14 protein-coding genes are annotated in these 14,959 nt (G+C 44.5%); 11 read left to right on the forward strand and 3 right to left on the reverse strand.

The features are described from left to right. Window positions 1–625 precede the first annotated feature (625 nt). The 9 genes from mgtE to hisIE all read left to right on the forward strand — a co-directional run bounded on the left by mgtE (window position 626) and on the right by hisIE (window position 9,011). The gene (gene mgtE / locus ACMA1I_RS12130; protein ID WP_337068605.1) at window positions 626–1,969 is read left to right on the forward strand and encodes a magnesium transporter; all 1,344 of its coding nucleotides are present in this window, start codon (window positions 626–628) and stop codon (window positions 1,967–1,969) included. Window positions 1,970–2,386: 417 nt separating this feature from the next. Beyond that, on the forward strand, window positions 2,387–2,968 hold the full coding sequence (gene hisH, locus ACMA1I_RS12135; protein ID WP_337068606.1) for an imidazole glycerol phosphate synthase subunit HisH: 582 nt from the start codon (window positions 2,387–2,389) through the stop codon (window positions 2,966–2,968). Then, complete coding sequence (gene hisA / locus ACMA1I_RS12140) at window positions 2,965–3,687, forward strand: 1-(5-phosphoribosyl)-5-[(5-phosphoribosylamino)methylideneamino]imidazole-4-carboxamide isomerase (RefSeq protein ID WP_337068607.1); 723 nt, start codon at window positions 2,965–2,967, stop codon at window positions 3,685–3,687. Before hisH ends, hisA begins: the two co-directional genes overlap by 4 nt. Then, entirely contained in the window at window positions 3,681–4,439 is a 759-nt protein-coding gene (hisF, locus tag ACMA1I_RS12145; RefSeq protein WP_337068608.1) for an imidazole glycerol phosphate synthase subunit HisF, read from the forward strand. Before hisA ends, hisF begins: the two co-directional genes overlap by 7 nt. A gap of 89 nt (window positions 4,440–4,528) precedes the next feature. Then, window positions 4,529–5,149: a hypothetical protein gene (locus ACMA1I_RS12150; protein WP_337068609.1), complete on the forward strand. Its 621-nt coding sequence runs from the start codon at window positions 4,529–4,531 to the stop codon at window positions 5,147–5,149. A 370-nt stretch (window positions 5,150–5,519) separates the two neighbouring features. Further along, a complete protein-coding gene (locus tag ACMA1I_RS12155; protein ID WP_337068610.1) occupies window positions 5,520–6,875 on the forward strand; it encodes an IS110 family transposase in 1,356 nt (451 codons plus the stop codon). Between the two features lie 195 nt (window positions 6,876–7,070). Beyond that, entirely contained in the window at window positions 7,071–7,391 is a 321-nt protein-coding gene (locus ACMA1I_RS12160; protein ID WP_337068611.1) for a hypothetical protein, read from the forward strand. 84 nt (window positions 7,392–7,475) lie between these two features. Further along, on the forward strand, window positions 7,476–8,264 hold the full coding sequence (locus ACMA1I_RS12165; RefSeq protein ID WP_337068612.1) for a hypothetical protein: 789 nt from the start codon (window positions 7,476–7,478) through the stop codon (window positions 8,262–8,264). Window positions 8,265–8,399: 135 nt separating this feature from the next. Then, the gene (hisIE, locus tag ACMA1I_RS12170) at window positions 8,400–9,011 is read left to right on the forward strand and encodes a bifunctional phosphoribosyl-AMP cyclohydrolase/phosphoribosyl-ATP diphosphatase HisIE (protein WP_414703907.1); all 612 of its coding nucleotides are present in this window, start codon (window positions 8,400–8,402) and stop codon (window positions 9,009–9,011) included. 254 nt (window positions 9,012–9,265) lie between these two features. On the opposite strand, the gene ACMA1I_RS12175 is transcribed toward hisIE, so the two are convergent. Continuing rightward, window positions 9,266–10,141: an alpha/beta fold hydrolase gene (locus ACMA1I_RS12175; protein WP_337068613.1), complete on the reverse strand. Its 876-nt coding sequence runs from the start codon at window positions 10,139–10,141 to the stop codon at window positions 9,266–9,268. Between the two features lie 610 nt (window positions 10,142–10,751). Between ACMA1I_RS12175 and ACMA1I_RS12180 the strand changes: the two genes are divergently transcribed. Then, complete coding sequence (locus tag ACMA1I_RS12180; protein WP_337068614.1) at window positions 10,752–11,312, forward strand: TetR/AcrR family transcriptional regulator; 561 nt, start codon at window positions 10,752–10,754, stop codon at window positions 11,310–11,312. Between the two features lie 426 nt (window positions 11,313–11,738). Here ACMA1I_RS12180 and ACMA1I_RS12185 read toward each other — a convergent pair whose 3' ends face one another. Further along, window positions 11,739–13,520: a chloride channel protein gene (locus ACMA1I_RS12185; RefSeq protein WP_337068615.1), complete on the reverse strand. Its 1,782-nt coding sequence runs from the start codon at window positions 13,518–13,520 to the stop codon at window positions 11,739–11,741. Between the two features lie 189 nt (window positions 13,521–13,709). Here ACMA1I_RS12185 and ACMA1I_RS12190 point away from each other — a divergent pair, with 189 nt between their 5' ends. After that, window positions 13,710–14,534: a metallophosphoesterase gene (locus ACMA1I_RS12190; RefSeq protein ID WP_337068616.1), complete on the forward strand. Its 825-nt coding sequence runs from the start codon at window positions 13,710–13,712 to the stop codon at window positions 14,532–14,534. Window positions 14,535–14,542: 8 nt separating this feature from the next. Here ACMA1I_RS12190 and mnhG read toward each other — a convergent pair whose 3' ends face one another. Continuing rightward, entirely contained in the window at window positions 14,543–14,956 is a 414-nt protein-coding gene (mnhG, locus tag ACMA1I_RS12195) for a monovalent cation/H(+) antiporter subunit G (RefSeq protein WP_337068617.1), read from the reverse strand. Window positions 14,957–14,959: the final 3 nt, after the last annotated feature.

A 14,959-nucleotide genomic window follows, 5' to 3' on the forward strand; every position in this document is an offset into this window, starting at 1 on the left:
TCAGGTTTTACAGGAAGACATGAAGCATTATATACTGGTAATCAACTTACAATAAATAAGAAAGGGAGCAAGAGGTTTTTAACCTAAAGCTCCCTTTCTTATTTATTGTAAGTTGATGTGCATATCTTTTAATTTAAAATAGCCTGTTCTTTTAAAAAAGGTAGCAGCCAAACTACAAGAGATAGCTAGAGGGGAGCAGGTGAAAAACGGAACAAGGCCAAAGTCTGAAATTCTTAGTTTTGCCTCCGGAAGGCTGTTTTCATTAGAATAATTATTCGCTTGGCTAAGAAAAACGCATATGAATAACTCAAAAGCCTTTTCCAAAGTACAGGAGTTACAAACTACTTACATTTGAGCAAAAATTTACAATCCTGAAACACCGAACTTAGGAATCAACAATATTTCTATTGGTCTAACAGTAGGGCTCGATATCTTGGCCGACAGCAATAGGAACAGCTGGATTTACCAGCAGAAACCCTGGATAGGTTTAGTATTATGATTAAACCTTAACTAGCGATAAACAAAGGCCTTAGTTACAACAGTTTAAAGTGAGCAGGCAACAACGAAACTGTTAGACTGTTTCATATTAAATTCAAGTTTTACTTTCAATTTGGCGCAGCAAAGTATGAGAACGCTCTACAACGAATTAAACATAAAGGACCTCAAGAGCAAACACCCCAGCGACATTGCTGAAATAATAAATGAGCTAAATGAGAAGGAAAGAATTATTGCTTTTCTGCTCCTGCCTGGCCAGTTGAAGGCCGAGGTTTTTACTTATTTCAATCACACGGTGCAGGAGGAAATCTTAAAAGAACTCGGTTCCAGGGAAACAGCCGAAATTTTGGAAAATATGGCTCCCGACGACCGTACCGAGATTTTTGAGAACTTTCCGGACCTGCTCATCAAGGAGTCTATCAACCTGCTTTCGGACGAGGAAAAGAGCATTGCACTAAACCTGCTCGGATACCCCGAAAAAAGCATTGCCCGCGTCATGACTCCTTATTATATACAGGCAAAAAAAGGGTGGACCGTAAAGCAGGCCATGCAGAACATCAAGCGTTATGGCAAAAAGGCAGAAACTCTAAACCACCTGTATGTTGTCGACAAAGAAAATAAACTCATCGACGACATCCGGATTGGTAAGCTGCTGATGGCAGACGAGGAGCAAACCATGGAGTCGCTGATGGATTACCAGTTCGTATCGCTTACCACCACCATGACCCGAGAAGAAGCCATCGAGCAATTCGATAAATACGATAGGGCGGTTATGCCGGTAGTTTCGGAAAATGGAGTATTAGTGGGCATTGTCACCCACGACGATATTTTTGATGAGATAGAAAGACGCGACACTGAAGACATTCAGAAATTTGGTGGTCTGGAAGCCCTGGATCTATCTTATACCGAAACGCCCTTACTGTCGCTGGTACGCAAACGAGCCAGTGTACTCATTATCCTGTTCCTGGGCGAAATGTTAACAGCTTCTGCCATGGGTTATTTTGAAGATGAACTGGAGCAGGCTGTGGTGCTGGCGCTGTTTATTCCGCTTATCATCTCGAGTGGGGGTAATTCAGGTTCTCAGGCAGCTACCCTTATTGTGCGTGCCATGGCCATTAAAGAGCTGTATCTCAAAGACTGGTGGTATGTAATGCGCAAAGAAATTCTGTCTGGTTTGCTACTCGGGGTAATTCTGGGTGTTATTGGTTTTGTTCGAATTATGGTGTGGCAACAGGCGGGTTTATACGATTATGGCCCTTATGCGCACCTGATCGGGTTAACCATAGGTTTTTCGTTGGTCGGCATTGTGTTGTGGGGAACCCTTTCAGGCTCCATGATCCCGTTCCTGCTGCACAAACTGGGTCTCGACCCAGCGACTTCATCGGCTCCTTTTGTAGCCACGCTTGTAGATGTAACTGGTTTGGTTATCTATTTCTCTATTGCAGCAGCTCTGCTTAGTGGCACCTTGTTGTAAGCCATCCCATGAGACAAAGTGGAAGAGAAATTGGAGTAACAGCAGAAGTGATTGGATGTCAGACTGATTAATAGACACCAAAAGGGTAGCAGAGTAAGATGCATCACTTGCAATAATCTGAAAATGGTTGATGATCTTGAAGAACTCAAACATTTTCTTTCATTTCGTTATACATTATAAAAGAGATACTATATCTTTACGCCATGACAGGGACTTTGGCACATTTGCATCACCATCATCTGCGAAGCATCAGTTTCGGAGCCGATAGCCTATGGATTTGCTAAATTTGTAAAAATATATCCAAAAGCCTGACTCCGTAAGAGCCAGGCTTTTTTGTTTCAGTACCAGAAATACCCGAAATTGGAAAGGCTCCTGAGCTCATCCCCAATTTTAATTTCTAATTTTTAATTTGAAAGAATGAATTTAGTTATTGTTGATTATAAGGCCGGTAATGTGCAGTCGGTGCTGTTTGCGCTGGAACGGCTGGGGGTGCAGGCTACGCTGAGTTGCGAAGCCGAAGTTATAAAAGCAGCTGACAAGGTAATTTTTCCTGGAGTGGGAGAGGCATCGTCGGCTATGGCCGAGCTCCGCGCCCGCAACCTCGATAAATTGCTGCCAACATTGGAGCAGCCCTTTTTTGGCGTGTGCCTGGGCATGCAGCTGTTGTGCCAGCACTCCGAAGAGAACGACACCGAAACACTAGGCATTATCCCGGAAAAGGTACTCCGGTTTAAAACCGACCTGAAAGTGCCGCACATGGGCTGGAACCAGTTGCACCACCTGCAAACACCACTCTTTGAAGGACTGCAGGAGCAGGAGTATGTGTACTTTGTGCACAGCTATTACGTACCACTTGGCGAACATACTATTGCCCAAGCCTCTTACCCGGAGCCATTCTCGGCTGCCCTTCAATACAAAAACTTTTATGCTGCCCAGTTCCACCCCGAGAAAAGCGGGCCAGCTGGTAGCCGAATTTTAAAGAACTTCTTAGCTCTATGATGGAAATAATTCCTGCCATCGACCTGATCGGTGGCCAGTGCGTACGCCTCACCGAAGGCGATTTTGCCCAGCAAACCACCTACGACAGCAACCCACTTGAGGTAGCCAAACGATTTGAAGCAAATGGCATAAAGCGCCTGCACCTGGTGGACCTTGACGGTGCCCGTGCCCGTAAGCCAGTAAACCTGCATGTGCTGGAAACCATTGCCGCTAACACCAATCTCACAATCGATTTTGGAGGAGGACTGCAGTCGGAAGAGGCTTTGAAGCAGGCTTTTGATGCGGGGGCCTCTCAAATAACTGCCGGTAGCATTGCCGTGCGTGAACCGGAAACAGTTAAAAACTGGCTGCAGCAGTACGGTCCGGAAAAAATAATTGTGGGAGCCGATTTTAAAGGAGCTAACATCGCCATCAGTGCCTGGACCGAAGAGAGCACCTATGCGCTGCAGGATTTTATATCTGATTATGTGCAGACAGGGGCAAAGCTATTTATCTGTACCGATGTGAGCAAAGACGGCAAGCTGCAGGGACCATCAACTGAAACTTACCGCCACCTGAAAACAACGCAACCAGGAGCCGCCATTATTGCCAGCGGCGGTGTAACGACAGTAGCCGACCTGGAGGAGCTGCAGGAAATGGGTGTGTATGGCGCCATTATTGGCAAAGCGATTTATGAAGGCACAATTTCATTAAAAGACTTGAATCGATTTTTATGTTAACCAAACGCATAGTACCCTGCCTCGACATTAAGAACGGACGCTGCGTGAAAGGCATTCAATTCGAAAACATTCGTGATGCAGGTGATCCGGTGCAGCTGGCGGCTTGGTACGCGGAGCAAGGAGCCGACGAACTTGTGTTTCTGGATATTACCGCCACCAACGAAGAACGCAAAACCTTTGCCGCCCTCGTACGCGATATAGCCCGCCACATCGATATACCGTTTACAGTAGGAGGAGGCATAGGGGCTGTAGCCGATGTAGAACTTTTGCTTCAGGCTGGTGCTGATAAAGTCTCTGTTAATTCCTCGGCCATTCGCCACCCGCAACTGGTAGAAGAGCTGGCTAACCGCTTTGGCAGCCAGTGTGTGACGGTGGCCATTGATACCAAATACACAGAGGCCACTGGCTGGAAAGTTTACTCCCGTGCCGGAACCGTAGAAACCGAACACGCCACCGTGAACTGGGCCCGAAAAGTAACAGAACTTGGAGCCGGCGAAATTCTGCTCACTAGCATGAACAACGATGGCACCAAAGCTGGTTTCGCCCTCGACATTACTGGCGAGGTAGCCAGAGCCGTTTCGGTGCCCGTTATCGCTTCTGGTGGAGCCGGCACTATGAAGCATTTTGCCGATGTCTTTCACCAGGCCAAAGCCGATGCTGCCTTAGCTGCCAGCTTGTTCCACTTCCGCGAATTAGAAATTCCGGTGCTGAAAAATTATTTGAAGGAGCAGGGAGTGGATGTGCGGGTTTAAAGAACAGCTTGAATTAAATTTACCCCGCATATAGTGCAGATAAGCGTATGTTTATTACGTTTAGCTGCTAGTTAGCGGTAATTTCAATAATGAAAACTATTAGCAAAAAGAAGGATTTCATAAGAAGAGAAAAAAGGACTGATGATATTCACTATAGAATATTTATAGCTCTAGGAGCTACCAACATTGGTTACTTTTTGTTTTTTGATACTTTAAAGATTGGCAATGACATTAGGCATTTATTATTTGTTAATATTCTGCCTTTAATTTTAGGCTTAACTATCCTAGGGATATACAGGAGAGAATATGTTATAAACAGATTAACGGCCATCAAAAATTATTTCCTGAAGATTATATTCATAGGCTTTATGATTGTCCAAGGAGCCATAGGGTCTTATTTGAGTATCGGATTTATAGCCCGACTGACTTGGGACTTTATAAACGAGAAGGTAGCATCCACAAATAGAGAAAAAAACATTAGTCTACAGGTAGCGCAATTTCATACTGGAACTGGGAAAAAAGGAAGAAGCGATGTTGGATTCTACTACTCAGGAAAGTTTTACAAGTTTGAAGTCAGCAACAGATATATTGAAAACTATCAAGATTTAGCCCCAAAGGATTTCCAACTTAGACTTACAGCGAGGAGGGGACTTTGGAACTATTATGTTGTTGATGATTGGAATTTAGAAAAGCTGCCCAATTCCCTTTAACATTGAAACATGGATTAAAAAGAAAAACTTCCGCTAACAATGCATAAACGTCACCCTTCGGCCGACGGCCTTGCTCGTCGTTTATACTAACCGTTGCAGCACATTCCCCCTATATTAACTATTGATTTCTTTCGCTAACGTTTCTGCGTATCTACCTTGTATCCCTTGCAAGACCGGATTTTCATTGATGCTTCGAAGCTCGGGTCACATTCTGGTTGGGGTGTAGAAAGCCTTTTTGTTGCTGCAGGAGGGCCATGAGGTGATTTCAGTGGTGGTCCCGATAATATAGGGAACCCCGTTCAGGATACTTTCAAAACCAAAGAGTACACTCCCCTGGGATCATTTTTCTTTCACTTCATTCCTTACAGCTATGAAAAAGAGAAGGATGCCCATGGAGATCGTCAACCCCCGCGCCGCCGGCATCGACGTAGGCAGCCGCTCCCACTTTGTGGCCGTGGGCCAGGGAGCAGACCAGGTGCGGGAGTTCGGCGTCTATGATGCTGACCTGCGGCAGCTGGCCCAGTGGCTGCACGAGCAGCAGATCACCACCGTGGCCATGGAGAGCACGGGCACCTATTGGCAGAACCTGTTCACGGCCCTGCAGCAGGAGGGCCTCGAGGTATTGCTTTGCAACGGCAAGTTCACCAAGAACATCAAGGGCCGCAAAACGGACGTGCAGGACTGCCAGTGGATCCAGCGCCTGCACTCGCTCGGGCTGCTGACAGGCAGCTTTCTGCCTGATGCGGCCACCGAGCAGCTCAGAACCTACTGCCGCCACCGCGCCTCGCTGCTGGAGACGTGCGCCGTGACCACGCAGAAGATGCAGAAGTACCTGCGGCTTTTGAACCTGCGGCTCGACGTGGTGGTGCGCGACATCACCGGCCAGACGGGCATGGCCATCATGGAGGCCGTCTGCCGTGGGGAGACCGACCCGGCGCGGCTGGCCTGCTTCCGGCACGGCAACTGCCGCAAGTCCAGAGAGGAGATTGCCCGGGCCCTCTGCGGCAACGGCCGCCGGGACCTGCTCTTCGCCCTCTCCCAGGAGTTGGAACTCTACCAGGTGCTGCAGGCAAAGATCGCCGCCTGCGACACAGCCATCGAGCAGTTGCTCCGAGAGCAGATTGGAGCAGACGAGCAGAGGCGGGAGCTGAAGGCTGCCCCCAAGCCTTATAAGCGGGTGAACAAGAACGCCCCGCAGCAGATGGACCTCAACCAACTGGCCTTTCAGTACTATGGCGGGGTGGACCTGCTCCGAATCGAGGGGGTGAGCCACTCTACGGTGATGGCGCTCATGAGTGAGGTGGGCGCCGAGGGCATCTACAAGTTTCCCACGGCCAAGCAGTTTTCCAATTGGCTCAAGCTCTGCCCCAACACAAAGGTGAGCGGGGGCCGGGTGCTCAGCTCCCATATTCCTAAGGGCAGTAACCGACTCAAAATTGCTCTTAGAAACGCTGCCAATGCCATCGGCAACCTGCGCGAGACGCACCTGTCGGACTTCTTCAAAAGAGTGGCTTTCCGGAAAGGAAGGCAGGCAGCCGTGAGCGCTACGGCCCGGAAGCTGGCGGTGATCATCTGGCACATGCTCACTTACCGCGTGCCTTACAACCCGCCTACCCAGTACCTGTTCCTCGATGAGAAAAGAAAGCTCAAGCTGGTGCAGCGGATAAAGAAAAACATCGCTAAATTAGACCTGAAACCTGAAGAATTAGGCTTCGAAACGGCCTGAGAAATAAACGTTAGTCAGGATTTATAATCAATGAAAAGAAGGGGATTAAGAAAGTACTTTAGGAACTTAAAAAATCAGACACTACCAGAGTTTATAGACTTTTGCGGTTCAGAGCAGTCTTGGTTTGACTTCTTTCACCTGCACATTGACAATATAGGCTTAGGGAATAGGTCGTGGAAGGCACGAAAGCAGCACTTGGATGCACTTTTTGATTTGGCAGCAATGGTAGAAGCCAAACTGCAGCACTACCCTAAGGATTACCAATACTGGATTGAAATAGATGAAAAGGATAGCATAGAAGATGCCATCTACATTCATACTCAGAATCCGAACGGAAGTACTTTCCCTATTAGACTCAATTTTGACAATGGAGCAGAAGTAAGCAATCGAGTCCTTCTTGAGTACCTAAAAGTAAAAAACTACCAGATTGAGAAAAAGAAGCTGATTAACGCTGATGGTAAGACAGGTATAACCTACTTCCTCTATAAAAGTGGATTCGGAACAGAGATAAAATAAAACATGCTACAACGTTTAGGACAGGCTCCATACTCGGCTACGCCTCGTTCGTAGCCTGTCCTAAACGCCGTAGCCAATATCAAAATGAAAAGAATCCACTTGTTTGAATTTGAGGACATGCCATGGTTTCCGGATTGGCTCCGGATTAGTTTAACCAGACTCATTGTGGTGATGCACAGACTTTTAGGCACCACCAAGGATTTAGCGGATTTGGTGAATAAAGTAATCAGGTATTCACCCAGGCCATCCATCATTGATTTATGCTCAGGAAGTGGCGGGGCCATGTTAGCCGTTGCTGAGACTTTGAAGGGAGAATACCAGCTTAAGAATTTAACCCTAACTTTAACAGACTTGTACCCCAATAGAGACTTAGCCACTCAAATCAACAGACAAGCAAGCTCTGGTATAGCTTATAAAACCAATTCCATAGATGCCGCCAACGTACCATCCGACTTGATTGGTGTGAGAACAATGGTGTGTAGTTTTCATCATATGAGGCCTAACACAGCTAGAAACATCCTGATCAATGCTAAAGAAAGCAGGCAGCCTATCTGCATCTATGAAATAAGCGACAATAGTTTACCGACCTTGATGTGGTGGGTAGCCTTACCTTTGAATTTTATCATGGCCTTCCTGATTACTCCCTTTGTAAGGCCTTTGACATGGAAGCAAATTATCTTTACTTACCTACTACCTATTATTCCATTATTTTTTGCCTGGGATGGTGCAGTGTCTAATGTCCGAACTTACACATTAAAAGATCTGGATGTGCTATTGGAGGGCTTGTATTCTGATGATTATAGGTGGGAAAGAGGAACCATAACGCGCAAAGGTAAAAAAATATATTTGCTTGGTTTTCCAGTAATAAGTTAAATTAGTACTTAGTATTACATATTTTGTGGCCTCCAATATTCGCGAACATACAACTACAGCACAAATTAAAACTTATAGTGTGTACTCTCACCATAGAATGCTGCAACTATTAAACTCATTTAAAATTAAATTAAAGTGGAATTAGATTTCGAAAAAGCAGGTGGCCTAGTGCCAGCCGTAATTCAGGACGACCTAACTGGGCAGGTACTTATGCTAGGGTACATGAACCAGGAGGCGCTGGAAAAAACACAGCAGGAGGGACTGGTTACTTTTTTCTCCAGAACCAAAAACCGCCTCTGGACCAAAGGCGAAACTTCCAACAATACTTTGGAGGTGATCAGCATAGCCAAAGACTGCGACAGCGATTCATTGCTCATTAAGGTGAAACCAAACGGGCCCACTTGCCACACCGGCTCCACAAGTTGCTTCGGCGAAGAAGAGAGCGCGAACCGTGCTGCCGCCATCCGGTTTATAGCACAGCTGGAAGGAGTTATTCATCAACGTAAAATAAATCCGGAAGAAGGATCTTATACAAATTTCCTGTTTAACAGAGGGATAAATAAAATAGCACAGAAAGTTGGAGAGGAAGCAGTGGAAACAGTAATAGATGCAGTGGCCGGAGAACTTGAGACCATGAAAGGCGAAGCCGCCGATTTGCTCTACCACCTGCTCGTGCTCTTAGCAGCAACTGATCTGGAGCTAAAAGATGTCGTAACCATACTGCAGGAACGACATAAAGCAAAGTAGTTTTTGGAAGGACATAATTACTTCATCGATCTACCTGTTTCCTGTACTTGCATTTTTCCTCTGATAGTTTCGACAGTTTCTAAACTATCAATCTCAAATAATCTTTAGTTTCATTATTATGTAAAGTACCTCCTAAAACCCTGAATCTCTCTCCTTATCATGAGGTGGATATTCAGGGTTATTATTTTATGACAAAGGCAATGGAAAGATTTAGTCCAGTTGTATAGCGTTCCAGGTTGTGCTTATTATTTTTTTTAAAGTGTAGGCTTTACTGGGAAGGCTTCTAAAATAGCCTGGGTTACCTCGCTGCCTTTCTCTTCCTGTAAAAAGTGACCTGCCTTGATGCGCTTAACTACTGCATCAGGATAAACCTTTTGCCATTTCTCCAGTAAAGTAAGCGGCAAAAGTTTGTCTTTCTCCCCCCAAATAATCAGCTTCGGAATAGTAATTAATTTTCCCCGCTGGTCCCATAGCGAGTCAAACCACTTATCAGATGCAGAAAGTGCCACTGCAAAGTGCCAGGAACCTAATCTGGCGGTGGGGGAGGAGAGGGGTTTCAAGTAATGCCGATGTACATCTTTGGTAAGGTGCTTGCGTTCAAAATACCCCTGTGGCAAAAGCAGTTTAGGCGAAAAAGCCAGGCGAGTATAAAGTAGTTTACCTATACCCCCAGCCATAAATCTACTAATTCGCGTAATTTTTCCTTCTTGTTCTAGGCTCCACATCCAGCTATTTAAAATTACCAGGTTCTTGATTTTCTCTGGGTATTTTAAAGCATAGGCTAACCCAATTGGTCCTCCAAAATCGTGAACCACCAAAGTAAACTTTGGCAGGTTAAGGTGCTGCAAAAAAGTCTCAAGGTTAGCAGCATGAACTTCTGGTGTGAGGGTTACATAACCTGGTTTATCAGATAATCCGAAGCCGAGATGATCAGGGGCAATACACCTGAAATTTCTACTGAGCGATTTAATTTGTTGCCGCCATAAAAAAGACCAGGTGGGAGTGCCATGCACAAACACGATGGGCTCACCTGTTCCTTCATCAACATAATGAAGTTTACCATCGGCAAGGTTGAGCTGGTGGTGCTGAAAAGGATATAAAATGCGATCAAGCCAGACAGGTATTTTCATAACTGAAATTAAGGTTTTTCCTGAACTAAATAAAGCGAAGTCCTTTAACATTAAAATACCAGCCTCACGCCCACTATTAATAAACGATGGTTCATATAGGTGGAATTATAAGCTAAGCATGAATCATAGATCACAACAAAAGAAACGAGCACTTAATCATGAACACATGTTCAAAATACCTCAACCCGTAAAGGAGCATGAACAAATGTTTAATTACCATTCCTGCCTCTACCTCCTCTGAACAATGATTCAATGCAGAGCAACAGCTAAACTACTTTTGAACATACTTTAAACAGAAATGTAAAAACAGAAAATAATTGAACAATATATCAACAACCTATGGGCTTCAGATAAATCAATGGAGCATTTAAAACAAGAAACAGTTTTTCACCTATTCCCAAAAAAGATATGTAACGAGGCATAATCTTTTTTAATAGTTGAACGTGAAATGAGATTTAAGTACAGAAAGAGAAGGATAGGATAGAGGCTTTAAAATGTCTTTCACTATATTTGCTAAAAATGTTAGCAATATCTAATATTACAACTAAAAGGCTCTTGTATTACAATAAAATATTCGACATATTTGAACACGTGTTCATATAATCAAATTATGAGTAAATTTCAGCAGAAACGCGACCAGACCACACAGTTAATTATCGAAACAGCACTGAGATTATTTTCTGAGAAAGGATTTGAAGCTACGTCAATCCGAAATATTTCAAAAGAAGCTGAAATATCTTTGGGCCTGATGTATAATTATTTTGAAAGTAAAGATGAGTTGTTGCTAGAAATTCTGAAGCAGGGAAGTGTGGCGGTAAAAGAGGCATATGCCCAACTTTTGGAAGAACCTGCTCCGCGCTCAGCCATAGAGCAATTTGTGCGGCACAAGATGAAATTCCTAAAAGCTAACAAAGCGTTTTGCAAATTGCTGCAAACAGTGCATCTACAATCGGATGAGGCTCAACAATTGGAGTCGGAAATAAAAAAGCAATTGGCTGCAGCGGAAGAAAAGGTTCGGCACCACCTGATCAACAGTGGTATTCCTTTTCCTGAACTGGAAGCGAAATTACTTTTTGCCTCTATAGATGGCATGGTGCAGCATTATATGACAAACGACACGTATCCGATTGATGACGTTGCCACTTTGCTTCTGATGAAATACAATAAGTAAAGCATCAGTACACGCTGGTAACAAAGGTATAAAAACCTTTTAGTAATCAAAAGTTTTACCTTTACTCATTTTACGCAATCTTCAAGCGTAAGTTGGAACTCTTGGCCACAAATTGATTTATTAGCCCAGTTAAATATTCCTGCATACTTTCGTTTTAAATTGCCATCAGATCTAATTAATCCAATAAAAATAACCTTCTAGAGGCTTTTTAGGAGACACTGTATTAAGAGAGCCTTGCTGTTTTAAATAATTGAAATTAACCTGCAGTAACAGCATCTTCTACACTCAAAGAAAACATTTAAAAAATGTAGTCAACTTTAAATGAAATGATCAGCAACCAAATTATTCTAATCAACTGAGCCTTCCTGAGCCTTTTACAAATGTTTTTCACCTATAGCTAAGCCGCTCTTAAGAGGCAGTTATACACTAGTTTAGCTCTGTTGTCTTAATCAGCAGCTTGCGATATTTCGTAAAGATGCTGGATTTGGAGACAAAACCGAGGTACTTCTGATCTTTTAACACTGGCAAATTCCAAACACCAGCTTCATCAAACTTCTTCATGACATCAGCCATATTATCGTCGTGCTGCACCAGCACCGGTGGCTGAATCATAAGTTCACCAGCTTTTACAATTTCATATTTTTCGGGTTTAAACATGATCTCCCGTACATTCTCAAGTAAAATAATCCCTTCCAGGTGCTGCTTCTCATTTACCACCGGAAATAGATTTCGTTTGGAGTGAGCTATAATTTCCACCAACTCTCCTAATGTAGCCGTAGGTGAAACAGCCTGAAAATCGGTTTCAATCAGGTGCTGAATCTTCATGATGCGCAACACGGTCATGTCTTTGTTACGGGCAAGCAGGGCTCCTTTCTGAGCCAGCTTTTTAGTATCGAGCGAGTAGGGCTCAAAATATTTAACCAGTGCAAAAGAAGTAGCAGAGACGAGCATGAGCGGAATCATGAGCGTGTAACCCCCGGTTATTTCAGCTATTAGAAAGACCGCGGTAAGCGGAGCGTGCATCACACCACTCAGAATACCGGCCATGCCCACAACTGTAAAACTGCTTTCCGGTATAGGCTTTAGTTGGAGCATGTTTACCAGTCTCGAAAAAAAGAAACCGGCATGTGCCCCCACAAACATGGAGGGTGCGAAGTTACCACCATTGCCACCAGAGGCTATGGTGAAGGTAGTAGCAAAAACCTTTACTAGTGCCAGCGCCCCAACAAAACCCAGCAGCAGCCACTGGTTTGTGCCCATAAACGAAAGCCAGCTATTTTGTAACAAAGGAGAAATATCACCGCTTTCCAGAATTTTGATGCTTTGGTAGCCTTCACCAAATAAAGGTGGGAACAGCATAATAAGGAGTCCCAACAGGCCACCTCCAATAAGAGCACGCTTGTACACCTGGTTCTGGAAAGGCTCAAACAGTTCTTCAATTCGAAGTGCCATCCGGGTATAAAACACAGAAAGCAGACCGGTAATTAGTCCTAACGCGACATAAAAAGGTACATTGGCCGCCTGAAAAGAACTGATCTCACCAAAGAAAAACAAGATATCTTCCTTTAAAATTACTCTCGAGCAGAGGGCTCCGGCCACCGCCGAGATAATGAGTGGAATAAAGGCTGCAATACTAATGTCTGCAAGAAGGACCTCCACGGCAAAAAGTACACCTGCAATGGGTGCATTAAAAACGGCAGCAATGCCAGCCGCAGCACCACAAGCCAGCAGCAACGTTCGGTCGCGGTAGTTCAGGTGGTACGACCGGCCAAAATTTGAACCAATCGCAGAACCGGTAACTACTATAGGCGATTCCAAACCAGCGGAGCCTCCAAATCCAGCCGTAATGCCACTGGTAAGCACATGCGAAAACATTTTGTGCCGCTCCACCATGCTCGATTTTTGAGATATTATATATAAGATATTAGCTGTTCCCCTTCCGATCTGACCTTTAAAGAGCGTCTGCACCAGCAAAACAGTAATAAAAATACCTACAATCGGAAACACCACCAGCCAGAGCGGTTGGTCCAATAAACGGTTGCCATAAGCCAATAGCTCCTGTATATAATGTACCAGCAGTTTAAGAGCAACTGCAGCCACACCGGCTGTTAACCCTATCACCACACTCGAAATTAATACGAAGTCGCGGTTAGAAGTGTGCCGCCTGAGCCAGAGCAGCGGTATTTTGTATTTCTTATAGTAGGGCATTCCTCTTAAGGTACAGGAGCTGTAATTTTAATGTTAGAAGCACAGAATTTGAAGCAGGCAAAATTTATAAAAGCCTTGCTTCAATGATAACTGTTCATCGTGCAAAAATAGTATTATAATTATTAACCCTTCTTATAGATTTGGTGTTATAATAAAGGTGTGTAGACAATGGTGAAAAAGCGATTGAAAATGGATTCGAAGAATGATTTAGAAGGAAACCTGATTCTAACGGAAAAACATGGCCCATTTCATATTATTGGCGATGTACACGGGTGTTTTGATGAACTCCTTATGCTGTTGCAGAGCCTGGGCTACAGAATTACAGAAAATAATGATTTAAAAAAATATGAGGCAGTTGCACCGGAAGGATATAAACTACTTTTTGTAGGAGACCTGGTAGACCGAGGCCCTAATTCGCCAGAAGTGCTGCGCCTTGTTATGGACCTGGTAGAACAAGGAGTAGCCTGGTGTGTAAGCGGCAATCACGACGATAAACTGAAACGCAAATTGCAAGGCAACAGCGTGCACATACGGCATGGCCTGGAACTCACACTAGAGCAACTCAGCAGGTACAGCAAAAGCTTTATAAGCAAAGTATGCCTGTTCCTGACAGAGCTTCCGCACCATATTGTGCTGGACGAAGGTAAATTAGTAGTGGCTCACGCTGGTTTGGCAGAAACCTATCATGGGAGGCATAGCAAATCGGTTCGGCAACTCTGCCTGTTTGGTCCTACCAATGGCGAACTCGACCACCTAGGCTTGCCTATCCGTTTGGATTGGGCTGCAGATTACACGGGCTCGGCTTTAGTAGTTTATGGGCATACGCCTGTAAAAGAACCACGCTGGAAAAACAATACAGTCAACATAGATACCGGCTGTGTTTTCGGAGGCAGACTAACGGCTATATCTTATCCTGATCTACAGCTACAATCGGTGTCATCGTTTACATGCTACGCCGAGTCAATGCGACCTTTTCTTGAATCACAACAAGACAAATCTCCGCAAGAGAAATAGCTAGCAGGTTAATATTCTTTTGTTTTCATGTCCTCATCCGGTGCATCCTGGTTTTCTGAAAGATGCTCTTTTTTAATATAGTCCTGCAGCTCCTTCAGGTTGGTTCTATCCCAGAACGGAATTTTATTTTGCACGGCTGTGCGGCCAATCACATGTGCCGCCACTGGTGCCGTAATAAAGGTAAAATAAACGATAGCGAGCACTTTCAGCATCATGCTTGGTTGGTTAAAATAAATACCCAGCCCTGTTAATATGAGGCCCACGCCCAAGGTTGCTCCTTTGGTGATAGCCGACATACGAATATAAAAATCAGGAAAGCGCAGAAGGCCTATGGTGGATATCAGCATAAAGGCAACGCCCGCTAGAATAAAGATAGAGCTGATGATTTCTCTTACCAGTAAAAGATCCAGGTTTTCAAACATAGT

It is taken from the genome of Pontibacter sp. 13R65 (assembly GCF_047525655.1).
GTDB lineage: Bacteria > Bacteroidota > Bacteroidia > Cytophagales > Hymenobacteraceae > Pontibacter.

Excerpts from the sequence above, each read along its gene's own strand:
- mgtE (WP_337068605.1), top strand. The coding sequence starts at position 626 with ATGAGAACGCTCTACAACGAATTAAACATAAAGGACCTCAAGAGCAAA.
- hisH (WP_337068606.1), top strand. The coding sequence starts at position 2,387 with ATGAATTTAGTTATTGTTGATTATAAGGCCGGTAATGTGCAGTCGGTG.
- hisA (WP_337068607.1), top strand. The coding sequence starts at position 2,965 with ATGATGGAAATAATTCCTGCCATCGACCTGATCGGTGGCCAGTGCGTA.
- hisF (WP_337068608.1), top strand. The coding sequence starts at position 3,681 with ATGTTAACCAAACGCATAGTACCCTGCCTCGACATTAAGAACGGACGC.
- ACMA1I_RS12150 (WP_337068609.1), top strand. The coding sequence starts at position 4,529 with ATGAAAACTATTAGCAAAAAGAAGGATTTCATAAGAAGAGAAAAAAGG.
- ACMA1I_RS12155 (WP_337068610.1), top strand. The coding sequence starts at position 5,520 with ATGAAAAAGAGAAGGATGCCCATGGAGATCGTCAACCCCCGCGCCGCC.
- ACMA1I_RS12165 (WP_337068612.1), top strand. The coding sequence starts at position 7,476 with ATGAAAAGAATCCACTTGTTTGAATTTGAGGACATGCCATGGTTTCCG.
- ACMA1I_RS12175 (WP_337068613.1), bottom strand. The coding sequence starts at position 10,141 with ATGAAAATACCTGTCTGGCTTGATCGCATTTTATATCCTTTTCAGCAC.
- ACMA1I_RS12180 (WP_337068614.1), top strand. The coding sequence starts at position 10,752 with ATGAGTAAATTTCAGCAGAAACGCGACCAGACCACACAGTTAATTATC.
- ACMA1I_RS12185 (WP_337068615.1), bottom strand. The coding sequence starts at position 13,520 with ATGCCCTACTATAAGAAATACAAAATACCGCTGCTCTGGCTCAGGCGG.
- ACMA1I_RS12190 (WP_337068616.1), top strand. The coding sequence starts at position 13,710 with ATGGATTCGAAGAATGATTTAGAAGGAAACCTGATTCTAACGGAAAAA.
- mnhG (WP_337068617.1), bottom strand. The coding sequence starts at position 14,956 with ATGTTTGAAAACCTGGATCTTTTACTGGTAAGAGAAATCATCAGCTCT.